The sequence below is a fragment of the Phormidium tenue FACHB-1050 genome (genome assembly GCF_014696925.1).
Lineage (GTDB): Bacteria > Cyanobacteriota > Cyanobacteriia > Pseudanabaenales > Pseudanabaenaceae > Pseudanabaena.
On sequence record NZ_JACJQY010000035.1, the window covers coordinates 36,744 to 61,812 of the forward strand.

The following is a 25,069-nucleotide window of genomic DNA, read 5'->3' on the forward strand; positions in this document are numbered from 1 at the left end:
CCTATGGGGTTAATGTTTTGCTTCGCGCATGGTTAGAAATTCGCGAATTTGCCGATCGCTTGGTTGAGCAGAGATTGCTCCCATATCTAAGGTGGTTAACGCACCTGCGGCACAGGCATAAGCTATCACTTCATTGGCAAATTTAGGATCGAGCAAATTGGTTAGAGGACGGTGATAGATTTTATGAATGAATGCGGCTAAAAAAGCATCGCCTGCGCCAGTTGTATCGATTGAATGAACTGGATAAACAGCATGTTTACCCTGCTTTTCACCTAAGTAGTAACGACAATCTTGATCGCCATTAGTGATCAAAATTCCTTCTAGATGGCTATAGGCTTGGGCGATCGCGGCGGGACTAGTTAACCGAAATAGTAGCTTTGCCTCATCCTCAGTCATTTTCAGAAAATCAGTGTATTTCAGTAAAACTGGCAAGAGTTTAGCTACCTGCTCAGGATTTTTCCAGAACATCGCTCGCCAATTAACATCAACTACTACCTTTACAAAATTTTCCTCGGCAAGTTTTAGCGCTCGACCGATCGCCCTTGAAGTCTGTGGATTTGCTAAACCCAATGTCCCTAATACTAAAAATTTAGCATCCGCAAATAAATGCTCAGGCAAATGCTCCGCAGACATCAAGGTGTCCGCAAATACCGTATTCGCATCACCATTGAAGCGATCAAAACTGCGATCGCCATGAGCGTCACGGGTGACATAAACCTCACGGGTAGTAGATTCAGGATGCACTTGCACGCCTGAAGTTTCTACACCTGCGGCCCCCAATTGTTTGAGTAAATCAGTTCCTGCGGCATCTTGACCAACGCAGCTAATTAAACTGACAGGAGTGCCTAGCTTAGCTAAGCCACAGGCGACATTAGCAGGCGCTCCACCAAAATATGGTTTCCAAGAACTGACTTGGTCATAGGGAACCCCAATATCTTCAGCTATTTGATCAATTAAAACTTCGCCAAGGCAAATTACACGCGGCATAGGCGGACTTTACGAGGACAGTTTGGACTTTCGCGATTCAATGATAGCAATAGCTGCATCCACTTTGTCAGGAAATACCACAACTAAACTACTTTGAGGGGCGCTATCCAAGGCGGCTGTGATGGCTTCTGATTCGTCAAGAATTGTAATACAGGGGATATTACTATTCACTTCTTCGACTCCCTGACGCAACAGGTCAGCTACTACACGAGGGGCGCGTCCCCGCAAATCCTTGTCTTCTTTAACAAAAATGCGACTAAACATTGTTGCCGCCAGTTGTCCTAGTTCAATGATGTCCTCATCGCGGCGATCGCCTGGTGCGCCAATCACCCCGATCGCTTCACCTTCCCATTTTTGGATAAAATCGGCGATCGCCTTAAATCCCGCAGGATTATGCGCGTAATCAACCAGTGCGTGATACTTACCCAAGTCAAACAAATTCATCCGTCCAGGAGTCTGCTCACTAGAAGCAACAAACGTGGCTAAACCTTGGCGAATTTGCTCAATCTGCACATCCTGAGCAAAGGCAGCTAAACTTGCGGCTAGTGAATTTTGAATATTAAAGGCGGCACGTCCACCAAGGGTCAGAGGTACATTTACCGCCTTTTCAATCCGCAATTTCCAATCACCTTTTAAAATTGTCAGAAATTCATCTTCATAGACTGCTGCAAGTCCACCTTCAGCAATATGGGACTTGATCAAAGGATTATCAGGATTCATGCTGAAATACGCGACCTTTGACTGTAGCTCTTGAGCCATAGCAACAACCAAGGGATCATCGGCATTCAGTACTGCATAGCCGCTCGGTAGAGCTGTCTTCACAACTACGCTCTTGAGTTGGGCAAGGTCTTCGATTGTGTCAATGTCGCCAATACCAAGGTGATCGGCGGCGACGTTCATCACCACACCGACATCGCAGCCATCAAAGCCTAAACCCGATCGCAAGATGCCACCTCTAGCAGTTTCTAAGATCGCCACTTCAACCGTGGGATCGCGAAGAATTACTTGGGCGCTATAGGGACCAGTAGTATCGCCTTTCTCGACTAAGCATTCACCAATATAAATACCGTCAGTGGTGGTGTAGCCAACTCTCTTACCAGTTTGTTTGAAAATATGGGCAATTAGTCGCGTGGTAGTGGTTTTGCCATTTGTGCCTGTGATGGCAACTATGGGAACACGAGTAGGTGATCCCGTCGGAAATAGCATATCGATAACTGGTGCAGCCACATTGCGGGGTGTACCAATACTAGGAGCGGTATGCATTCTGAACCCAGGCGCGGCATTTACTTCCACGATCGCCCCATCGACTTGACGCACAGGTACAGAGATATCTTCCGTAACCACATCAATTCCTGCGATATCTAAGCCAATGATCCTTGCAACTCTTTCCGCTAGCCAGATATTTTCAGGGTGAATCTCATCAGTGCGATCCACTGATACACCACCTGTACTGAGGTTAGCAGTTGCCTTGAGATAGCAGATTTGACCTTTCGGCGGGACGGAGTCCAATGTAAAGCCTTGTCTCGCCAAAATATCCATGCTCGTGCGATCGATCTCAATGCGGGTCAAGACATTATCATGACCATCGCCACGACGGGGATCTTGATTGGTAATTTCAATCAACTGCGAAATTGTGGAAACGCCATCACCTGTGACATTTGCTGGAACCCTCTCGGCAACAGCTACAAATTTGCCATTAATGACTAGTACACGGTGATCGCGTCCCGTATGAAACCGCTCAATAATTACTTCTTCTGACACCTCTTGCGCCATGTCAAAGGCATCGATCGCTTCTTTAACAGTACGCACATCAATGGTGATCCCGCGTCCATGATTACCATTTAAAGGCTTAATTACAATCGGGAAGCCGCCAACTTCAGCGATCGCATCTTCTAGATATTTAGGCGATCGGATCGTCGTTCCTCTTGGTACAGGTATTCCCGAAGCCCGCAAAATGCTTTTAGTCCCTTCCTTATCACAGGCTAGTTCTACCGCTAAGATCCCCGTTTTGTTGGATAAAGTAGCCTGAATCCTACTCTGATATACGCCATAGCCAAGTTGGATCATGGCACGGCTACCAAGCTCTAACCAAGGAATATTTCTTGTCTTAGCTTCAGCAACAATTGACTCAGTACTAGGTCCCAACTGACCATCAAGGCGAATATCTCTTAAATCCTTGAGATCTTCTTGTAGCTCAGTAGTTGCATAGGTTCCTGTCTCTAAGATACTGGTGCAAATCCGTATAGCGGCGCGGGCTGCATAGCGTCCTGCTCCCTCGGTCTGATACTCAAATACTACTTGATAGACATTTTTTTCAACAGTTTGTCTAATCGTGCCGAAATCAACCTTCATGCCCACATAGCCTTGAAGGGCGATCGCAATATCTTTAACAATTGTCGCTAGAAAATCGGAGTCACTAATATCCGAGCGCTGTGCAATGTCTTTCCCCGCTAGACTTGGCAACACTTTGCATAAATTTTGATAAAAGCCAGTTCGTTGTACTTGAAAATCCTCTAAATCTAATCGCACAACTACTAGCTGATGTCGTTGGATACTCCAATAATTTGGACCACGTAATGTCTGGATTTTGAGAATTTTCATAGTCAAGCGTTTTTAAAGGTGCATCCAATGCCTAAATGTCCAGTGTCTAATCCTAGCGATCTAGTGGATCTTCATTTTGTATAAATTGAACCAAAATTAGATCAGTTAACAATAATTTCATTAAGTAGGGTTCTTTTAGCATATTTTGCTGAAGTACCTTGTAATCAGTTGTTAAAACTATGCCAAAGAGCAGCATAAAATTACCCAAACCCATAAAGTTTCGCCCCTGCGGGGCGAAACCTTATGGGTTTGGGTTTGTAATTAATTAGGCTCATCTACTTAAAGTGACTCATCAGTATGTTGATGCTGTTGAGGTAAAGTCTCTATTCGCCCAGGAATCGGCTTTTGATTAGGCTGTAAACCTGACAACATTCGAGAAAGTTGTAAGCCATCCAGAACAGGTTTAGTCTCCCGAATCTTATGCCAGACTGATCGCGCCATCAGCAAGGAATGCCCTTGACGTTGGGCATGAATACTTTCTAAATAATCTTCCCGTTCGGGCTGATAGTCTGCTGAAGATAGTTGGAGACTAACCTGCTCAGATAATTTATCAGAAGATTGCTTCGTGACAATTCGCGCAATTTGCGAAGTGAGTTCAGGATAAAGCCATGTATAGGCGGGATGAACCGTAAGCTGGCAATGGTGAACCAGTTTTTCATTAGTCTGATTAATGGTTGGGCGCTGCAATAGCAAATAAAAGTAACCGATCGCCGCTTTGCGTTGTGGCTCATAAACATAGCCAGACACATCCTGTAAATGATTAATCAGCAAGGAACTGTGGTTAACCAGTTTGTCGATCGTTTTTGCCCGAAAATCATCAACATTGAGATCATAAACTTGGCGAATATGTGGAGGCATCGCAGCGGTATCAAGTTGATAAAGCAAGCTAGCATCCGCATTGCTGACGGGCATCAGATTTGGCAGATCAGGAGAATGTTGAGCGAGTTCGTGCAGACTTGCTGTATCAATTTCCCAATCAGTAAATTGTGCGAGGGGCTGAAAGCCATTCTGACGATAGAGGGCGATCGTATCTTTTTGATTAATATCAACCTGTAACACCCAAGTTCGCGCCTCTAGGCAGGACTCTAGGCAATAGCGTATCAGTTGTGTACCGACGTTATGCTGACCATTCTGAGCTTCAGGTAGAACCACAACGCGATCAATCTGCCAAGTACTACTGTTGTTATTAAATGGGGAAACCCGAATAAAGCCTTGGATTATGCCATTACATTCGGAGACATAGGCTCTTACATAGGGCTTGAGCAGGGTTTGCACAGGCGCAGGTAACCAACTGGCTAGCTGGTGTAAGCTGATTTTTTGGCGGCTGCGACAACCGCTAAGATCGCTGACCGCAATCTGTTCGAGATCATTGGGCGATGCAAATCGCTGAATAAACTCTAAGTCGCGATGTTGTAGCGGACGGATCGTGTTACCAAGCACTGGAAAAGGTTGCATAGCTGCTTATGCCAGAGAAAGAATTGATAAAGCCTAGGGATATGTATATGAGGATCTAGCTTGGGAGTACTTTAAAAACCAGAACAACCCATTGCTTACGATTTTAATACATATTTTATAAACATCGCCCAAAAAGAAAAGGCTGTACTTTACTTTCGTGAATTAGTATCAAAACCCAAGAAATAGTGGTGCGGCGCGAAGCGCCGCACCACTATTTCTTAGGTTTTGATGCTTTACATCGCCTTTTCTTAATAACAGGAAAATGTACGATGTTGCAGAGATGGCATCTGGCGGCGAATTTGGTCAAGGCGTGAGGGCTGGATTTCAGCGATCGCCACCCCAATGTGATCACCTGCATCGGCGATAACAATCCCCCATGGATCAACAATCATCGCATGACCATGGGACTGACGACGGGGTGTATGCATTCCCACTTGGGCAGGGGCAATCACATAGCTAGTATTTTCAATGGCTCTAGCTTGCAATAAGACTTGCCAATGATCTTTACCAGTAAAAGCAGTGAAGGCAGCGGGAACAAACAACACATTTGCCCCATTTTGGGATAAGTGTCGATACAGTTCAGGGAATCTTACGTCATAGCAAACGGATAGACCCAAGTTGCCATATTTCTCAGAAACATAGACAGGTGGAGATTCACTACCTGCCAAAACCGTTGCTGACTCCTGATAAGTGTTGCCATCGGGGAGATTAACATCAAACAAATGCATCTTGCGATAACGAGCTAGCTCCTCACCTTCACGACCAATCAACAGAGCCGTGTTGTACATTTTGCCCTGATTGCCATTGTTGCTATCAGTAACAGGTACAGGAAATCCACCACCAAGTAACAGGATTTGATAGCGTTGAGCGATCGTAATTAAAAACTTCTCGCTCTTTTCTGCAATTTCTGTAGAAAGTCTCGTCTTTTCGCTCTCGTCACCTAAAAACGAGAAATTTTCAGGTAAGCAAACTAGTTCTGCACCTCGATTCACTGCCAGTTGGATCAAATCTTCTGCTTGAGCAAGATTTTTATCTACATCAGAGACACTGGTCATTTGTACGGCAGCCGCCAAATATGACTTCATTTCAATCCTTAAAACTTTCCCACATAAATTCAGATGTGCTGCAAAGCACTTAACTTAGATTACCTTGCTATAGCGCTAGTTTTTTATAACTCTCCAAAAAATGAGAGGAGACGCAAAGCCTCCTCTCATTTTTTGGGTTTAGCCAATTTTGCCAGTAACGATATACGCCACGCGCAGCCCGACATTAGTTGCATGATCAGCCATGCGTTCCAAGTGATGAATTGCCAGTACCATCAACATTACAGGTTCCATGGGTTCGCCAAACAGTCTTTGAGAAGAGAGGAGGTTATAGATCTGCTTATAATCATCATCAACCGCATCATCTTTTGCCTTAATTTGTAAACCAATATTTTCATCAAGATTAGCTAACGCTTCTAAACTCATAGCAAGCATGGCTCGACAGCGATTAGACATTACTTGCAATTCCCCTAGATAGGGGGATGGTGGATAGGTAAAGAGCTTAATTGCAATATCACCTAAGTTTTCAGCATAGTCACCAATTCTTTCAATATCTCGGATCAATTGCATGAGAGCGCTTAAAAGCCTGAGATCGCGAGCAACTGGTGACTGTAGCGCGATTAAGCTGATACACTCCATTTCGATTTGGCGATAAATCTGATCAACTTGTTTGTCTTGAGACTCAATACGGGTAGCTGATTCAAGATCTCTCTCAAATAGAGCCGCATGAGCTAAAAGAAATGAGTTTTCGACAAGTGCACCCATTCGCAAAGAATCTTGTTCTAAGCGATGCAGTTGGCGTTCAAATTCGCTCCTTGTCCGTTTCTGACTTTGAGATGAAGTTTCGAGCATTGGCTCCCACCAAATAAAATGGGATAATAAAAAGCTATAGCGATCTTGAAGGGGGGGCTAAAAATTAGATGTTGTCAAGGCTGGAATTTGCTCAGATATCTTTAGCTCAGAAAAGCCAAAGACCATATTAGAGTGAGTTTTTACACTTCCTCATCTTCTATAAGCTCATATGTGTAAAGATTCCTGTGTACAAATGGTCACATATATTTTAGTCCTTGCAAGTATCTCTAAATACTATGGCAAATCTAGAATTTAATTGTAGATGGAGCTAGCTCAGAAGTTGTAAGAAGCCGATCGCTACTACAATCCCTATTGAATAAAACCAGAGTGCTTGAAGAATTTTGCTCAAAGCCAATTTGTTCGTAAAACTTTTGCTGGTGAGTCGTCATTAAATAAACGCGCTCAACATCGCAAACATTAGGATGTGATAGCACCGTTTGGACTAACTTCCGACCCAAGCCTGCGCCGCGATAGTCAGGATCGATCACCACATCCCAAATTGTCGCTCGATAAATACCGTCACTAGTGGCACGAGCATGTCCAATCAATCGATCGCCATCCCACACAGTTACTACTGGCTTAGAGTTAGAAATAGCGATCGCTAGCCCTGCCAAGGTGCGCTCCTTTGCCCAAAAAGCTCCCAATCGAAATAATCCTTGCAACTGTTCTAAATCAACTTCTTCGTGGCGATCGCTAAAGCGAATGTGGCGATGATCCATATGCTTACTTTCCCGCATCTATTAACCCATTGTAGGATTAGGTTTACATACTACTGATCCAGTCAATGTATCTATTTTTGCTAGATCCCTAAAAAAGAAAGGGCGCTAAGCGCCCTTTCTTTCTTTATTTAGCTTGCCAAGGCTCAGGTAAGTAGACTTTCTTCGCCAAGCCAACTGCTTGCAAAAGATTGATTACGCCCCAAGTCGGATCGATTTCCCACCATTTCAAGCCAGACCGTGCCGACTTAGGAAATGCATGATGATTGTTGTGCCAGCCTTCGCCATAGGTCAATATTGCTGCCCACCAAAGGTTTGTAGAATGGTCAGGGGTTTCCGCAAAGTTCTTGTAGCCCCATTTGTGACAAGCAGAGTTAATCAACCAAGTGCTATGCCATAGCGCTACGGAGCGTACTGCCATGCCATAAACCAAGAAAGACATACCAAGTCCAGAGAATGCAGTTTCGCCAATTACATAAAGTAATATTGCGAGTGGCACTTGCAGCAGTAGAAAGTAGACATCTAAAAACTTGTAGTAAGGGTCGTTAGCAAGATCAGGTGCAAATTTGCTGTAGTTTGAACGCTGAAAATGCTCAGGCTTGGAGTACATGATCCACATCATGTGGCTCCACCAAAAACCTTTATTTGCCGAGTAGGGATCTTTTTGATTGTCTTCTGTAAAACCGTGATGCTGACGATGTCCGCCCACCCAAAATACGGGACCGCCTTGCAGTGCTAATGCTCCAATTGTGGCGATGATGTATTCCAACCACTGAGGCACTTGAAAGCTACGATGGCTAAGTAAGCGATGATATCCTAAGGTGATGCCGATGCTGCCAAATAACCAATGCAAGAAGACTGTAAGGATTACAGCTTGCCATGAGAAGTAAAAAGGCGCAGCTAGGGCAGCGAGATGAAAAGCACTGAAGAAGGCAACATTTGTCCAGTTCAGGTTTTGTTCTTTTGAGATGGCTTCAGTAGTGGCGGTCATGAAATAATAACTTAAGGGGTGGTGAGGAGATGCAAGTATCACTTACAGTTATGTTAAGTCTAACTGTTTTTTAAGTAATAATGCAAGTATCACTTGCAAATCATCTAAATGGTACATGCGCTCATGTCTGTATCTCGAATTCCTACTCGTCAACGCATAGTTAACACAGCGCTAGAGTTGTTTGCTAGCAAAGGAATCACCGAGACAACTACTCGCCAAATCGCTGACTTTGCTCAGGTTAATGAAGTAACTTTATTTCGACATTTTGGAAATAAACATGGGTTATTGCTAGCTGTATTGCAAGAATGTCTGCAAAAATATCTGGTGTTGGCGCAAGTGGGAGAGTCGCTCATGGTGTCAGATATCTCTAGTCAGAGTGATTTGCGGAGATTTCTCAAATATTACATTCAGAGTTCGTTGCGGGCGCTTGAAAGCGTGCCTGAGTTGGTGCGATCGCTTGTTGGGGAGGCTGGGCAATATCCCTTAGAGAGTCGTCAAGCACTTGCCCAAGGCATTAATCAAGTCAATCAAACGATCGCTACAGCCATCCATGATGTGTTGCTTAATTCGCGGTTGCAATATTCTTTGCCGCCAATTAAGCTGGCAAACTTATTAAATACTTGTATTTTGGGTTACGCTGTGATCACCTTAACCAGTGATGTCCAGACGATTTGGAGCGATCGCGATGAGTTTGTGAGTACATTGGTGGATATGTTTGTCCAAGAAGTCATCCCCATCTCTCAAGCAAAACCAATTATTGATATCCCTGCGGAGACTGTTCGGGAAATCCTGCTGCAAGCTAAAAAATGTGGAGCCAAGGATTATGCGATCGCCTATCTATTATTTGGATCAGGACTCACCGCAATGGATATTACGCGCTTGTGTCTAATGGACTATCAGCATCATGCTAATCATGGGATTTTACGAACTAGGGACAAAGCTGGTAATGAGAGATCTGTACCACTCAATCAAAAAATTCTTGGACATCGTTATGGCTCAGCAACCAATAACCCTCTCAGTGCCTATCTCAAGACTCGTAAGAACGAACTTAAGAATGATTTAAAAGAGCTGCAAAATAGTGACAAGATTGAGTTTTTGTTTTTCAGTAGCGATCGCCAGCCCTTGTCACTAGAAGAAATTGAACAGATGTGGGAGCGTTGGACGCAGCCCTATCGAAATCTCGATGGCTTACCCCTAACTATTGATCAAGCCCGTCATACTTGGTGTATTGAAATGTTATCTCGTGGCATGGATGTTGATAGCTTTAGCATCATTAGCGGTATCAAACCCAAAGAACTACAAGCTTATCAAACCCGCCTCAATCAAAAGTTAGCGATTGATAAAGCGATCGCCCTTGACTCTTAAAAGTAAAAACGACTCAAAGAGTCGTTTTTACTTTTTTAGCTATTTTTACCAAGTTGATGAACTTAGTGTATAATTCGGGCGTTTAATGTACTTAGAAATCTTGAGTACATTGGATCAAATGTTCTCAGTGCATCAGATACAGAGCATCTTTGATTTGAGAGGCAAACAGGTTGGTATTATCGGAGTTCAGATCGGCATTTTCAATTGAAGTTTCGGGTAGAAAAGCAAAGTGAGAGTTCCCCTAGACTGTTACCGAATCCTTGGGTTAACACACCTGTCAGGGCTAGATAAAATCCATCAAGCCCATCGTGATCGCCTGCTCTCTATGCCAAGGCGTGAATATTCTGATGCCGCGATCGCCTCTCGCAAGCGCATTATTGATAAAGCTTATGAAACTCTGACTGAACGCGCAATTCCTGCGGAAGCCAATGATCTATTAGATGCAGATAGCGATCGCCCAGTTTTAACATTGCCGCCTCAGATTGAAGCTGACGAAAAAGACTTTGCAGGGCTACTACTGATTTTGTACGAACTCGGCGAATCCGAGAAAGTTTTATCCCTCGCTAAACCCTATTACGACCCCGAAGAAGCCGAGTATCAGTCTGCTAGAATTTCTCCCCATGATCCAGATCTTTTGCTATCTGTATCTTTGTCCTATCTAGATCTCGGTCGTGAATATTGGAAACAAGGACAGTATGAATCTGCGGCTTCATCTTTAGAATCTGCTCAAGAAATTTTATTGCGGGAAGGACTATTCCTAAGTATTCGCAGTGAAATCCAAGCCGATCTATTCCGTCTGCGTCCCTATCGTATCCTCGAATTGTTAGCATCACCTGACAATCACACCAATGAACATCGCAAAGGTATGTCACTTTTGCAAGAGATGCTTGATGCAAGGCGTGGCATTGATGGATCGGGTAATGACTATTCCAGTCTCGGTATTGATGACTTTTTGCGATTTATCCAGCAACTACGCAGCTACATGACGGCGATCGAGCAGCAAACCCTGTTTGAGGAAGAAGCGCGTCGTCCATCTTCTGTAGCAACCTATCTCGCTGTATATGCCTTGATTGCCCGTGGATTTTCGCAGCGTCAGCCAGCCTTGATTCGTCGCGCTAAGGGATTGCTAGTCAAACTCAGTGCTAAGCAAGATATTTATCTGGAAAAAGCGGTATGTGCTTTGTTGCTAGGGCAGACCGAAGAAGCAAGTGCAGCGATCGATAATAGTGCCGAAGAGGATCAAATTGCTTTCATTCGTCAGAATTCTGAAGGTGCGCCTGATCTTTTACCTGGGCTATGTCTCTATAGCGAACGATGGCTCCAAGAAGAGGTCTATCCACATTTCCGCGATCTGATGAGTCAAATAGTCTCGCTTAAGGATTATTTTGCTGACGAACAAGTGCAAGCATACTTAGAAGAATTACCGAATACGGGCGCAATGTCATCGGAATGGACTTCTCCAGTGGGTGGCGATCGCTTAGCAGCGATGTCGTCTCTTGATGATTCACCAACCGTAACTCGTGATTTTGATCTTAATCCTGCTAAAAGTACTGTTGCCGATCCAAAACTCTCTAACTACGCCCCTGAAACTCCTAACCGTTTTCAGCGATCGGCGACTCCCGTAATTGAGCGACCTGCCTATGTCAATGCCAATGGCACAGGTAATGCAGCGCGAGGCTTACCTAGCTCTCGCCGTACTAGTAACGTACCACCAACTAGAAACGTTAATGAGCCGATCAGGGAAATCAAACGTCCATCTCAAGTTCACGCATCTCCTCCAAAACGTAAGTTTAATGTTGGTCGTTTAGTCACGGTAATTGTTGTGGCGATCGCTTTATTAGCTGGCAGTATTGGTTTAGTTGTTTGGGCTGTCCGAGCCTTAAGCGGTTCTACACAACCACAGCCTGTAACTCTAGAAAAACCGATCACAACTCTAGTCCAAGCCATCAAAGAAAATAATGCTGCGCCAATTGCTCAACCAGGACCTTTAGATAAAGAAACTGCTACCAAACTCATCGAAACATGGCAAGCCACTAAATCAAAAGCTTTGGGCAAAGACTATGAGGACAATCTTCTAGAAGAAGTTTTAGTTGATCCTGCCCTTAGTGACTGGAAAGGACGCGCTAAAGAACTTAAATCTAGCAACTCTTATTTGCAGTATCAAACCAAGTCTAGTGAAGTTGATAGTGTCATCCCTGATGGTGATAGCAAAGCCAAAGTAATCGCTAAAATATCAGAGTCAAGAAATTATTTTAATAATGGGGAACTTGATCGCAGTGCATCAAAGGATAATGCTAGCTACACGGTTGAGTATGACTTAGTAAAAAAAGATAATAAATGGCTAATTAGGGAAATGTTAGTCTTTTAAGACAAAAGGGGCGCAAAGCGCCCCTTTTGTCTTAAAGCAATTATCGATCAGACGAACTACAAGAACAGTTTTAAAAGTGATGCAATGCATCACTTTTAAAACTGTTCTTGATCTGGTTTTGTGAGCGCAAAGCGCTATAGCCATCTGTATCAGGACAAATCAAAACCCAAATAGTGTGAGGCGGCTCGAAGCGCCGCCTCACACTATTTGGGTTTTATTTCCTAGCAAAACTTACGTTGCTATAGCTGTTATTGATTGTGTTAGGACAAAAGCAAAATCCAAGAAGAGAATGGCGGCGCTTCGCGCCGCCATTCTCTTCTTGGGTTTACACTTGGCGACAGCTATATAAAAAGTTTTAGAAATCTTCTGGTGGGACATCATCATCTTCAGGCTCAATTTCTTCAGGCACAACCTTAGTTGCTGAAACTGCTACACCTGCGGATAACTTTTCACGGACTTGGCGTTCCACATCTTGAGCAAACTCTGGTTTGTCTTCCATGTATTTGATCGTGTTGTCTCTACCCTGTCCAATGTTGTCGCCTTGGTAGCTATACCATGCACCCTTACGCACGATAATGCTCATTTCTTCAGCTAGGTCTACCAGACAGCCAACGGTAGAAATACCTTTACCGAAAATAATGTCAAATTCAGCAATACGGAAAGGTGGCGCAACTTTATTTTTAGCAACCTTGACCTTAGCGCGAATCCCATATTCTTCCGTCCCTTTTTTCAGGGTTTGGATGCGGCGAATATCCAGACGAACTGAGGCGTAGAACTTGAGGGCAGTACCACCTGTAGTCGTTTCAGGGCTGCCATAGGACACGCCAATTTTTTGGCGCAATTGGTTTAGGAAAATAACGATGCAATTGGATCTACCAACATTAGCCGTGATTTTGCGAAGCGCTTGGCTCATCAAACGGGCTTGCAATCCCACATGGGATGCACCCATTTCACCTTCGATTTCAGCACGGGGGACAAGGGCGGCTACGGAGTCGATCGCGATGATATCCACTGCCATCGATCTCACAAGGTTATCAACAATTTCTAGCGCCATTTCCCCTGAGTCGGGTTGGGAAATTAACAAGTTATTAATATCAACACCGACACTGGCGGCATAGGTGGGATCGAGGGCATGTTCAGCATCGACGAAGGCTGCGATACCGCCGCGCTTTTGAACTTCAGCGATCGCGTGCAGTACTAAGGTAGTTTTACCTGAGCTTTCTGGCCCGTAGACTTCGATAACCCGTCCTTTGGGCAATCCACCACCAAGGGCAAGATCGAGGGGTAATGCGCCGCTAGGGATGGTTTCGACGCGCATATTTGTGGCATCGCCGAGACGCATGATCGAGCCTTTGCCATGATCTTTCTCGATCTTTTGCATGATCGCATCAAGCGCCTTTTTTTTCTCAGGACTGATGTTAGCCTTTGCTGCTTGGGCGATCGGTGTAGCCTTGTCAACTTGACTATTTGCCGTTGCAGAAGAATTTTTCGCCATTGCCGTTCGAGGTTTAGTTCGTTTAATAAGTCTGCCTCATTATGACACTAAGCTTCTGCATTTGAGGTGTTAAATTTGTACTGAAATTTAAGCGATTGCCTTGATTTTGCTAGCATTTAGATATTTGTACTAAAAATCTTCAACAAAAAACGCAACATTTGTAGGATCTCTTAATTCATCAAATTATTTTTATAACAACGCAAGAGATAGCTAAAACAAATCAAAACCCAAAATATGAGTGGCGGCGCTTCGCGCCGCCACTCATATTTTGGGTTTATGTCCTAAGCAAAACTTACATTGCTATGAAACGAATCCTGATCTTCAACTGAGATATTTGGGCTGATATAAACGTGAGTTCGGTAAATTTTCAATAACTTGAAAAGCCATTTTTAAGTTGTGCAGAATGTAATTCAAATATTAATTCTGGTAATTCTAAAAATTAGATATCTTATAAACATACTAATCTTCGCCAAATACTTTGGTATATCCTACATAACCTATTAGGAGAACTATTGCCAAAATTATTAAAAATGAGTTGAAAGGCAAATATGAGAAGAAATATAAATGAATCCTGCTAGAAATCCACGATAAAAATATAAATACTAGTGACATAAACATCAAGCCTTGGATAAATTTAAAGGCTGGAATCCGACTAAGTGGCATCCGTTTTTTAGCAAGAATAATCGAACAGATTACGTGATAAGGGGCAGATAAAAGCAACAAAATATCCGCTTCCTTACCTAATTTCCCCCAGCCTCCAGTATTGCTGGCATAGGCTATATAACCAGCAAACACAATAGCTACAAATGCAGATATGCTCAAATTTACACTTAATACATAGGGTTCTTCTTTAGTCCCCGGTACAACTAAGCAAATAAAATAAGCGATCCAAGGAGATAGAAATACTAATAAAAGAACAGGTATTTTATAGAGTGTTAGAAGGCTTTCTATGGTCATAAAATGCTCCTTTATTTAAAAATTCCTCTAACTTCTCAATTGCAAATCTCAGCAAAAACAACTAGGCTCTATGCAGTCTAATTCTGTAAAACTCGCATAATTATTGAGCTATCAGACGAATTGTGCCGAGATTATTTTTAAAATTACCCCATAATTAAAAAAAATGTCAAATTTACTAATGATATGGCAGTAGACATTTTAGAACCTAAAAGATGAGGTGCGACGCTTTGCGTCGCACCTCATCTTTTAGATCTGATTGCAGTCTATGGCAACTAATTCATGTATGGAAAAAGTACAGGCTTCAGCTTCGCTCAGCCAACACAGACTGTTAGCTGAGCGAAGCCAAAGCCCCATGTATTGTTTAGGAATGCTATACAGCGCTTTGCGCTTTCTCGAAACCCAAATAAATGAGGCGGCGCGAAGCGCCGCCTCATTTATTTGGGTTTTATGTCCTGACATAACTGGCTACTGATTGTGATATTTGATCCGAGACAAATGCAACATTTGTAAAGTCTAATGTCAGAATTGAAATAAGTAATTCTAACTAGCGGTCTAATACTATGTCTTCGGAACATCCACCAGTTATGTTGGTGGACGCTTATAACGTGATTGGACTGTGGCGGCATTTGCAGGAAATGAGAGATCTGCAAGGGTTTGACATTGCCCGATCGCATTTAACGGAGATAATGGTCAACTTTAGTGCTTATCACGGCTATAAAACGACATTGGTTTTTGATGCCTATGTGCAGGCGACACCTGCCAAAGCCGAAAAAATAACGAAAAACCTTAGGCTGTATTTCACCGATCATAATGAAACTGCGGATACTTATATCGAGCGTCAATGTGGTAAATACCGACGTGATCCGCTTAGACATTTAAAAAGGATTATTGTCGTCACTTCCGATCGCGCCCAGCAACTTACCGCAGTCGGATTTGGCGCGGAGTGGCTATCGGCTACAGCATTAGAACAGGAAGTGGAAGCAACTCTGCGATCTGTGCAAAGTCGTCAAAGACCGCAAAAGGCAAATACAAATAATCTTCTTGGTAATCGCATCGATAGCGCTACTAAAGATAAATTAGCCAAGTGGAGAAATAGGCTGAATTAATCTAATTTTAATCGATATATCAATGTAAGTTTTGCTGAGGACATCAAACCCAAAATATGAATGGCGGCGCTTCGCGCCGCCATTCATATTTTGGGTTTTGATTTTTGCCCGAGCTATCTCTTATAGCTGTCGCCAAGTGTATGAGGACATAAAACCCAAGAAGAGAATGGCGGCGCTTCGCGCCGCCATTCTCTTCTTGGGTTTTGATTTTGTCCTAACACAATCGACGGTAGCTATAATTACTACATCGCTCCGATTAGGAAACCATTATGACTCCAGCGATCGCCCCTTCTAACCTCTTAGCCGATGCCCCAGAGGATAAACTCCTCTGGACAAGCGCTGACCTCGAACTACTACCCGAAAACGGCAACCGTTACGAAATTATCAATGGAGAACTTTACGTGACGAGAGCGCCTCACTGCAAACATCAAAAAACTTGCGGTAGACTCTTTACGGATTTGGATACTTGGTCGATCGCTACGAAATTAGGTGAAACAGCTTTGGGTGCAGGTGTAATCTTTGGAAATAAGGATGATGTGATACCTGACGTGGTGTGGGTTAGCAAAGAAAAATATGAAGCTTTAATTGATGAGGCTGGACATTTACTGGGTGCACCTGACATTGCGATCGAGATCCTGTCAGCAGGAACAGAAAACGAAAGGCGCGATCGCGAGGTTAAGTTAAAGCTCTACTCATCACAGGGAGTATTGGAATATTGGATTGCTGATTGGCGAGAGAAGAAACTCCAAATCTATCGCCGTGAAAATGGAGTTCTCAAATTAGCGATGACCTTATTTGTGACTGACATGCTCACTTCCCCATTATTACCCGAGTTCGCTTGTCCCCTCTCCCAAATTTTTGCATAAAAAAGCGACGCATTGCGTCGCTTTTTTATTTACTTAGAGCGCGATCGCTACTTCACTTCTTGCAAATCTGGTTCTTTCTCCACTGGTTGAATCTTTGGTAAAACCTTGGGTTGAAGTACAGGCGGATTGGCGAGATAATCAGCAAGTTGAGCTTCAATCTGTTCACGCACAATCGAGCGATATTCAAGGAAATGCTCACCCTGAGCGCAAACTGAAAGATAACTGGTGACCACGTTTGGATAACGTTTCATCAAGTCAAAGAGATTAATCCAGAATTGGAAACGGGTTTTGCGAACGAAACCTTGTCTCCAGCAGAGAATGAGTAAAGCTTTGATAGCAGTCCAATCGGTTCTCTTCTTTTGATCAGTCTTCTCGCGCTTGATCCGCTTGTATGGCGATTCGCCAAGAATCAAGAAATGACGATAGGTACGATTGAGAAAGACGAGGGGATCGTAAAGAGTCCAGAAGGCATGAACATATTCTGTGGCAATGTCTTCTAAAGGACGAGTGGGCATGAAGTTCATCAAAGTGGCTTGATGCCCATTGCTATTCTGGGTAATCATCCGTCCTTCTTTATTTAGGCGATGCCACAGCCCAGTATCAGGCAAGGCTTGCAGCATACTGAAGAGTGCTGTAGGAACCGCAGTCAACTCTACAAATTGGACAATGCGATCGCCTGCTCCTTTTTTCTCGCCATCAAAACCAATGATAAATCCTGCCATCACCCGAATTCCTGCTCTGGCGATATTAATCACTGATTCTGAAAGTGGATCACGATTGTTTTGGAACTTTTTAGTGAGAGCAAGGCTATCGGTATCAGGAGTTTCAATGCCAAGGAATACCGAGCCAAAGTTACATTCCACCATCATCTGCATCATTTCAGGATCTTGGGCAAGATCGACCGATGCTTCCGTGGCAAAGGAGAAGGGATAATTGCGCTCTTTCATCCAAGGCTTTAGCTCTTGCAGCATTACCTTCACGTTGCGCTTGTTACCGATGAAGTTATCATCGACCATGAAAATACTGCGTCTCCAACCGAGATCGTAGAGACATTGCAATTCCGCTAGAATCTGAGCAGGAGTCTTGGTGCGGGGCTTACGTCCATAGAGAACGATGATGTCACAAAATTCACATTGGAAGGGGCAACCACGGGAGAACTGCACCGACATTTCGGCGTAGCGGTTCATTTCTAGGAGATCAAACCTAGGGATAGGCGTATCGGTAACCGCAGGCTTTTCGCCATTGGCTCGCAAGATACCACTGCGATCGCCTCTTTCGATCGCCTCGACAAACATCGGCAATGTAATTTCGCCTTCATCAAGGATTAAGAAATCTGCACCCGAAACTTTCGCTTCTTCAGGTAAAGCGGTGGGATAAGGGCCGCCAACAGCAACTAATTTACCGCGTTTTTTCGCCTCTTGGATCTGCGCTAGAAAGTCATTTTTTTGCACAATCATTGCTGAGAGAATCACCACTTCTGCCCATTCCCATTCGGCTTCGGTAATATCGCGCACATTGCGATCGACTAATTTAAATTCCCATGTTTGCGGCAAGATTGCGGCAACAGTGACCATGCCAAGGGGTGGAAGCTGAGCCTTATAACCAACTAATTCTAGTGTTTTTTCAAACGACCAAAAGCTTTTTGGAAATAACGGATAGACGAGTAAAACACGCATTGTTTGTAGTTGGGGCTTATTTTTGATTGATTATGAACTGCACCTATTATAAAGGGTCATGCAATGGGTAGTCTTTATACTCATGAAAAATCAGCAATTCTTGGTATGAAACCTATTTCGGGGTTTTCAGCACCTTCGGCGCTGAAAACCCCGAAATAGGTTTTTTGAAAGCACTGCAATGCTGATGCATTAAGACAAATCAAAACCAGAAGCGAGTGGCGGCGCAAAGCGCCGCCACTCGCTTCTGGTTTTGTGTCCTAACAAGAATGGCAACAACTATAATTCTAAAAACCAAAAAACTTGCCGACGATGCTGGTGAAGTTACTAATAAACTGGAAATTTTTTTCTAGTGGGGTAAGTTCTTTCAGAGGAGCAACAGCTTGGCGCAAAAATACACCTTTTCCAGAAAATTGATTATCAATTAATGATACTTTATTACGAAAATATGGCCAAAACGTCTCTGTACAGATAGTTGAATAGCCCAGTCGGCTATCAAATCCTATCAATAAATGACTTTCAACACTCGTTTTTTCTGTTGATACTTCCCTCACATATATACCTCCATTTCCCTCTAAATACAGATTTCCTGTTCCATAAAAAATAATGTACCGATGTTGTCCTGTCATCCAACTGTGAAAACTCCATACCCATTGAGTCCTTACTTGAATATCCCCAGAGATTCCGACAATAAAAGCAGGACGGATAATAAGTCCGGGATGATTTTGCAATTCTATTCTAGTAATATAGTTACTTGCTTTTGATAATTTAGATATATCTTCTTTGATATTCTGTACTTGACTTTCTTTTTTAAGGATAGAAATTAATCTTTTGGTAGCACTTAAAATATTCATAATATTTCGTTATTAGTCAATAATAAGACTTAAAGTTTTATCATATAGCTTTTTGATAGCTGGATATTTATCACAGCTATTCCTGATAAAAGTTATATTTTCATCAGTCAAACTATTAAAGTTATCCTTTAATAACTTGCTAACAAGCTCACGATCTGCCTTAGCCGTGTAAATCAATCTTGTGACCAGCTTGCGCCAATTTTTCAACTCCTCTAAACGAGCGATCGCGACTGGATGCACCTCTTTAAATTCAAAACAACCACTAAGTTCTTGATGTAAAGGATATGCTTTAAAAAAATCTCTAACTAAAGGCAATTGGGTTTCACTTATTTCCACAGAAATACTGCCTCTATCTTTTGCCTCCTGAAGCATTGTGTAAAGCGTTTCATCATAAGATTTTAAGTCATTAAAAAACTTGCTTACAGCCTCTTGCCCGAAAATAGATTCTTCATATTCTTCTACCCAGTCAGTCATATTAATTTCCTACTAAATAAGTTTAGTTAATTAAATTATAGAATGCAAGAAAATTGCGATCGCCACTACAACAAATCCGCAAAGGGATCACCCATCGCTTTAAGTCTTTGTTTGTGGGCTTGAAGTTTAGCATCTAAAGCTTTTTCTTCGGTATCCAGTTCTTCAAACTTTGCTAAAGATGCAGAAATCTCCATACCAATCTTCTGAAATATTTGCAGTCTTCCCCAGTCCGTATCTGCCATTCTCAACCATTTCTCCCTTTCTTCGATACTTAGAGACATAGCAATAGCTTCTAGGCTTTTTTCATTTGACTTAACATTAATGAAGTCTAGGAACATTGAAGAATGTTCTTCATTCATATTAGGATCGTCATTGTAGTTTAATATTTTGTCATACAATTCTATAAGAAAGTCTTGACACTCAATTTCTTTCCTTAAAATATTTTTTTTGTTTGTCATTATATACGAATTTCTATTACTCTCTAATCGAATCTTTTTTATCTCATTTATGAGTTCAATAGCCCTATTGCTTTGATTAATGGTGTCAAGTAATTGCTTCTCATATTCGTAAATATGCTTCTCCTGCAAACCTAGCAACCAAGATACTAAATCCTCAAACTCCCTTTCTGACATTAAAGAAATTGTTGCCTTAGCTCGTTGAACCCTCAGTTTTTGATTGCCAGTAATCCTAGAGATTAATCTCTGAATAGCTCTGAATATCCCCATGTCAATCCCCTGCCAAATAAGTTTGTCGATAATTATCTGCCGCCATTTGTGCCGCCTCTGCCTCTGTCCATTGCTTTCGATTTTCTAAGTCCTCTATACCGCTAAACTGCCTTAGCTCTAAGTCATCCCCTATAACCTCGGCAATGATTTGGGCGATCGCCTTACAGCAACTTTTTGGACACCTTGCTATTTCCTCCTCGGCAAATCTAATCACTAGCCAGTTTTTTGCAAGAAAATGGTTATTTCGAGTAATATCCTTGGTCGCACCGACAAAATGTGTGGGGTTACCAGTGTTGTGATAGTACGGCTCGTCAATCTCAATGTCGATATACAGATTTAGCGAGCGAGCGATATAGGTAAAGTCAGGACTATAGAGATTATAGGGAGGCTTAAATTGATTAGTGGATGTCAGGCTACGGTGTATCCTGCCTCTGAAATGATGATTGAGGTGAGCATAAAACTTGTCTTCTGAGAAACCCTTTGGAGCCGTACTATTTTCTCCGTCATGAGGTTCTGTCTGTCTGAGAGCTAGTAATAACTGCTCTTGCTGATATCTGGCTATATTTTCAGGACTGTTAATCTTTGCCACTTCCGCACTGTGACTATCCTTTGCCGCTTGATACTGTTGCACTAGCCTTGGGTATTTCCGATCATAGTCATCATGCTCCCGCTTGCGCTTGGGAAAACTTTGATTCATTGTCCATGCAAGATAGGCGATCGCTGCCATGCTAAGTAAACCAATGACAGCCCCTAAAACAAGATTAATGAAAACAAATATCACTGACACAGCAAAGCCAATAGTTGCGTAAGTTATCAGTGCATTGGTGTCATAGGGTTGCGGTGGTGACGATGGTTTGCTCGGTGCGATCGCGCTAAACAGTGGGACGATCGGCATAGCATTTTTGGCGCGTAGGATGCGATCGGGGACTAAGAAAATTGGAAATGTATTCATAATGTTTATGCAGCATCCCTCATATCAAGATTTCGGAAATAGTTAACAACTTCTCTGACTATTCCGCTTTCGCCTCTAACATTTATGATGAATAAATTCTGTGTAATAGCTCCTGTACTTTGCAAGTTCTTCAACATATACCAGTAAGGATGTCCCACATAGACACTAATAAACACAACCAGATTGCAGCTTTGCAGCTTTGCCCGAAATGCATTTTGATTTATATTTTGATTTTCGTCATATCCTCCTGCTAAAAGCACATAGTTAATGAGTCCGTGGTCTTTCTGCAAACGGGTTATAACTTTGCTCATTGTCCTAGATTCACCACCAACAAAGCCAATGTAAAGCGATGAAATATCAACTGAAGGGATTTCGGCTAGTTCAGGATGCCGTGAACCAAAATAATCTCGGTCGGCTCTGGCACTGATGAGATCGCATTCAATATCTTGCTTCTCTGATTTAAGTCGAGCGATTTCTTGTTCTAGATCCTCGGCATATTTTACATAGAAGTCTTTTGTACTAATGAGAGCATTTTCCTTTTTCCTTAGCTCCTCTTCATAAATTTCAACTAAAGAATCACCATCTTTTTTCACTTGTTCTAGAAACTGTTGCAGATTTGCCTCAGATTTCTTTGTGTCAATTAATAAACTGTCCAGCCTTTGTTGTAGTTCCTGTGCCTGATTTTCAGCCCGATCTTTATCAGCTTGAATCTTACTGATTGAGTCTTCCAGTTCTTTAAGATCAGTCTCTAGTCTAGAAACTCTGATCTTATTTGTATTCAATTCATCCACAGCACCATCTAGCTTTGTTTCTAGCTCTATTTTCTCTTCACTCAGGCTTAGCAATTCCTGTTGTTTGAGGTAGATGTCCTGATTTTGAGATTCGATAAGATAGTGTAGCCTATCCTGATTAGAATTAGCTTCATAAAGTTTTTGCTGATATGCAACAATTTCAGCTTGTGGTACGAGGTTCTCTTGATGAAAGGTAAGCGATTTCTGAAGCTCATCAATATATTCGGTATTTGCCTGTAGCTCTTGCTCGTAAGATGTGAGTCTTTGAGCAGATACATCAAGTTTTTGTTTCAATTCAGTTTGTTGCTGGGAAATAATGACCTTAGCAGCTTCAAGCGATGCTTGCAATTTCTCGGCATCATCAACTGAATGCTGTAAGTATTCTAGTAGGCTTTGCTTTTCGTCCTCAGCTTTGAGTAAGTCAACTAGAACCTTAGACTTATCTTGTAAGGTTACTGTGATTTTCTCTTGTGCCTTCTCCAAGTCTCGATTAAGTTGTAGATTTTGCTGTTTCTTGGCTTCGATTTTGTTGATAGCGATTTCTAAGAGCAAAATTAATATAAGCCAAGATGCAAAAAATGTAGTTACAGATGGAGTGTAAATTGAGCCAACACCTGTAGATTGATCTTTAAACCATGCCCCCCAACTATCCAAATATGAAGGAGCAATACCGCGAACATAGTAAACCCTACCAATGATTTTGCCATCATTAGTTTGTCCAGTAGATTTATACTCTTTGCTACGCAATTCTGAAAAATCAATCTCTGTCTTGATTGGTGGCGGATCTCGCAAAACATCAAAAGGTGTGTCTTTCAGTAGATCCATTGAAAAATTCCGACTCCAAGAACTCCGTGATTGTGTCTTGTATACAACTGTTTGGTTTGGGCATTCCTTATCGACAATTTTGCAGTCAGTTACAACCATTCCAAATCTGCCTGTGTTGCTTTGCAAAGTGCGCTGAATCTCTTTGACATCGTTTTGAATTATAAGAGTAGATAGCTTAGTTGGTAATGTGTGGGAAAGAATTTTAAAATCAATCGTCTGAACCGCAAAAATAGTACGGTTCCAATAGTTGTCATGATTTGATGATGTCCAATAGTAAGTGGCGATCGCTGGTAACACACCAGCAGCAACAGCACGACCAGCAAAATTCAGAGCTTGCTTTGCAAAAGACAAAAACTTATTCATAATAGAACTCGCAACATTAATTTAATTTCAGCCAAGCCGATCTTGCACATCTGCTTGGCTTTTTTAGCCTGTCTATCTTAGATAAATTCCACTAGAACCGATTTGGTTTCCACTAGAACAGATAACTTTACCCAGACTCCAAATACTCCGCGATCACATTCAACTCAGCTATCCATCGGCATTGGGCAGCTAATCAGGGTTAGGTGCTATTAGAACGACAAAAAAGATGCAAATACGTCAATCACGATTTAACTGCCCACTGCATTCTTTATGTAAAATGTTGTCAAGGAAATGAAATATTCTGAGAAAGATTTATATTCAAAAATCAGACTCTAAGAATATATTTCAACCTGAATTAATTAAAAAATTTCTGTTGCTAATATAGCAATCCTAAATGGTTTGTGGAAGGACACCCCATTGGGATGTCCTTCCACAAACCAAAAAAATCCACAAATGATATAGGACTGCTATAGATGATTATCAAATAATAAATCTTGTTCGTTAATTGTGAATTTTTTTTGTTTAAGAGATCATTAGATGTAGCATTAATTTTTACGTTTGGATTAGCAGGATCTTCATAAATAGCAGTAGTTGAGGAAACTGTATTCCTTCTTGAGATTGAAAGAACAACATCATTACTCTGTAATTTTACTAGTGGAGAAAAAGATCTGATTTCTCCAATGTCAAATAGAATTGATATCACAAAAATCTTAAATTTTTTTCTCTAATATCCTTTGAACTTTGCGACAATTTGTTTGATATTTTTCATTAAAGCCATTACCTTCACCAATTTAATTAGTTGTTGATAAATTTAATCGCAAGAGAAATTTTCACAATCAGTACAGTTTGTTACTATCTTTGAATAGTATTAATACATAGAAGTTTTTGATGGTTTAGCATAGAAAAGATTCTCAATGGAACTTCTCTATTGCTTGAGATTATTCAAGACTTTTCCTTGACAAAGAATGACTGTCTAAATATTAGTTTAAATACAGCCTTTCTATAAAGTTGGAGAAAAAATAAATACTACAAGATGATGATCTTAGTATATTAAATTTATTTCCTATTCCCATAATATATATATACTTCAATTAATCGCATTTTGCAAGAAAATTAAAAATTTATTTGGATTTTGGGCAATGGTTAGTTAACCTGAGTTCGGGTAAAGAGTGTGAAGGTAAAATCCATTCCATGTGTCAAGAAAGATTCTTGGGTTGATGACAATAAGCAATCAACACAGTCTTTAATTTTATTTATCTAAAATAACAAGCTCTTCTAAACAGCCCTCTCCAATCTCTTCACAAACACCGAATCCCTATCGCTCTAAAAACTCCGCTCATATGGGGAAGTAGGTGAAATGGCAAAATAGGAGGGAGTCATTTTCATGAATCGATAGAGATGCCATGATCAAATTTCCCCTGACGGAATTGTTAGATGAGCAAGCCTGCTATGAATGGTTATTAGAAATTCTACATCCGAAAGGATTGTATTGTCCCAATGGACACGCAATACCAGTGGGACAAGCGCCACACGATCGCCAACGTACACCAATCGTCAAATACAAGTGTCGGGAATGTGGGAAAGTGTTCCATATTTTTACAGGGACAGAC

The 25,069-nt window shown here is 41.9% G+C and carries 20 protein-coding genes; 5 read left to right on the top strand and 15 right to left on the bottom strand.

Going from position 1 to position 25,069, the window contains the following annotated elements; genetic code table 11:
• Window positions 1-9 precede the first annotated feature (9 nt).
• From H6G05_RS18415 to H6G05_RS18445, 7 genes are all read right to left on the bottom strand, one after another.
• The gene (locus H6G05_RS18415) at window positions 10-987 is read right to left on the bottom strand and encodes a carbohydrate kinase family protein (protein ID WP_190580153.1); all 978 of its coding nucleotides are present in this window, start codon (window positions 985-987) and stop codon (window positions 10-12) included.
• 9 nt (window positions 988-996) lie between these two features.
• Window positions 997-3,588, bottom strand: coding sequence for a cyanophycin synthetase (gene cphA / locus H6G05_RS18420; RefSeq protein WP_190580154.1), 2,592 nt, complete (start codon window positions 3,586-3,588; stop codon window positions 997-999).
• A 279-nt stretch (window positions 3,589-3,867) separates the two neighbouring features.
• The gene (locus tag H6G05_RS18425) at window positions 3,868-5,043 is read right to left on the bottom strand and encodes a GNAT family N-acetyltransferase (protein ID WP_190580156.1); all 1,176 of its coding nucleotides are present in this window, start codon (window positions 5,041-5,043) and stop codon (window positions 3,868-3,870) included.
• Window positions 5,044-5,291: 248 nt separating this feature from the next.
• Window positions 5,292-6,128 (bottom strand): carbon-nitrogen hydrolase family protein, encoded by an 837-nt coding sequence (locus tag H6G05_RS18430; protein ID WP_190580158.1) that lies wholly within the window; start codon window positions 6,126-6,128, stop codon window positions 5,292-5,294.
• Window positions 6,129-6,266: 138 nt separating this feature from the next.
• Complete coding sequence (gene phoU, locus H6G05_RS18435; RefSeq protein WP_190580159.1) at window positions 6,267-6,938, bottom strand: phosphate signaling complex protein PhoU; 672 nt, start codon at window positions 6,936-6,938, stop codon at window positions 6,267-6,269.
• 245 nt (window positions 6,939-7,183) lie between these two features.
• On the bottom strand, window positions 7,184-7,657 hold the full coding sequence (locus H6G05_RS18440) for a GNAT family N-acetyltransferase (protein WP_190580161.1): 474 nt from the start codon (window positions 7,655-7,657) through the stop codon (window positions 7,184-7,186).
• Between the two features lie 124 nt (window positions 7,658-7,781).
• A complete protein-coding gene (locus H6G05_RS18445; RefSeq protein WP_190580163.1) occupies window positions 7,782-8,645 on the bottom strand; it encodes an acyl-CoA desaturase in 864 nt (287 codons plus the stop codon).
• Between the two features lie 123 nt (window positions 8,646-8,768).
• Between H6G05_RS18445 and H6G05_RS18450 the strand changes: the two genes are divergently transcribed.
• Together H6G05_RS18450 and H6G05_RS25880 are read left to right on the top strand one after the other, a co-directional pair.
• Window positions 8,769-10,010, top strand: a complete 1,242-nt coding sequence (locus H6G05_RS18450; protein WP_242025623.1) for a TetR family transcriptional regulator — start codon at window positions 8,769-8,771, stop codon at window positions 10,008-10,010.
• A 229-nt stretch (window positions 10,011-10,239) separates the two neighbouring features.
• Entirely contained in the window at window positions 10,240-12,378 is a 2,139-nt protein-coding gene (locus H6G05_RS25880; protein WP_190580167.1) for an IMS domain-containing protein, read from the top strand.
• Window positions 12,379-12,733: 355 nt separating this feature from the next.
• Here H6G05_RS25880 and recA read toward each other — a convergent pair whose 3' ends face one another.
• On the bottom strand, window positions 12,734-13,873 hold the full coding sequence (gene recA / locus H6G05_RS18460) for a recombinase RecA (protein WP_190580169.1): 1,140 nt from the start codon (window positions 13,871-13,873) through the stop codon (window positions 12,734-12,736).
• A gap of 459 nt (window positions 13,874-14,332) precedes the next feature.
• Entirely contained in the window at window positions 14,333-14,830 is a 498-nt protein-coding gene (locus H6G05_RS18465) for a hypothetical protein (protein WP_190580171.1), read from the bottom strand.
• A gap of 560 nt (window positions 14,831-15,390) precedes the next feature.
• On the opposite strand from H6G05_RS18465, the gene H6G05_RS18470 reads away from it, so the two are divergent.
• Together H6G05_RS18470 and H6G05_RS18475 are read left to right on the top strand one after the other, a co-directional pair.
• Window positions 15,391-15,936 carry an NYN domain-containing protein gene (locus H6G05_RS18470; RefSeq protein WP_190580173.1) on the top strand — a complete coding sequence of 182 codons (546 nt, stop codon included), beginning with the start codon at window positions 15,391-15,393 and terminating at the stop codon, window positions 15,934-15,936.
• Between the two features lie 269 nt (window positions 15,937-16,205).
• The gene (locus H6G05_RS18475) at window positions 16,206-16,802 is read left to right on the top strand and encodes a Uma2 family endonuclease (RefSeq protein ID WP_190580175.1); all 597 of its coding nucleotides are present in this window, start codon (window positions 16,206-16,208) and stop codon (window positions 16,800-16,802) included.
• A 47-nt stretch (window positions 16,803-16,849) separates the two neighbouring features.
• On the opposite strand, the gene H6G05_RS18480 is transcribed toward H6G05_RS18475, so the two are convergent.
• The 6 genes from H6G05_RS18480 to H6G05_RS18505 all read right to left on the bottom strand — a co-directional run bounded on the left by H6G05_RS18480 (window position 16,850) and on the right by H6G05_RS18505 (window position 23,459).
• Window positions 16,850-18,478 carry a B12-binding domain-containing radical SAM protein gene (locus tag H6G05_RS18480; RefSeq protein WP_190580177.1) on the bottom strand — a complete coding sequence of 543 codons (1,629 nt, stop codon included), beginning with the start codon at window positions 18,476-18,478 and terminating at the stop codon, window positions 16,850-16,852.
• 284 nt (window positions 18,479-18,762) lie between these two features.
• A complete protein-coding gene (locus H6G05_RS18485) occupies window positions 18,763-19,329 on the bottom strand; it encodes an AIM24 family protein (protein WP_190580179.1) in 567 nt (188 codons plus the stop codon).
• Window positions 19,330-19,341: 12 nt separating this feature from the next.
• On the bottom strand, window positions 19,342-19,803 hold the full coding sequence (locus H6G05_RS18490) for a hypothetical protein (RefSeq protein WP_190580181.1): 462 nt from the start codon (window positions 19,801-19,803) through the stop codon (window positions 19,342-19,344).
• Between the two features lie 65 nt (window positions 19,804-19,868).
• Window positions 19,869-20,528 carry a hypothetical protein gene (locus tag H6G05_RS18495; RefSeq protein WP_190580183.1) on the bottom strand — a complete coding sequence of 220 codons (660 nt, stop codon included), beginning with the start codon at window positions 20,526-20,528 and terminating at the stop codon, window positions 19,869-19,871.
• A 1-nt stretch (window position 20,529) separates the two neighbouring features.
• Window positions 20,530-21,480, bottom strand: coding sequence for a hypothetical protein (locus H6G05_RS18500; protein WP_190580185.1), 951 nt, complete (start codon window positions 21,478-21,480; stop codon window positions 20,530-20,532).
• Window positions 21,481-21,485: 5 nt separating this feature from the next.
• A complete protein-coding gene (locus tag H6G05_RS18505) occupies window positions 21,486-23,459 on the bottom strand; it encodes a coiled-coil domain-containing protein (RefSeq protein ID WP_190580187.1) in 1,974 nt (657 codons plus the stop codon).
• Window positions 23,460-24,862: 1,403 nt separating this feature from the next.
• On the opposite strand from H6G05_RS18505, the gene H6G05_RS18510 reads away from it, so the two are divergent.
• Window positions 24,863-25,069, top strand: a 207-nt coding sequence (locus H6G05_RS18510; protein ID WP_190578217.1) for an IS1 family transposase, incomplete at its 3' end; no start/stop codon positions are given.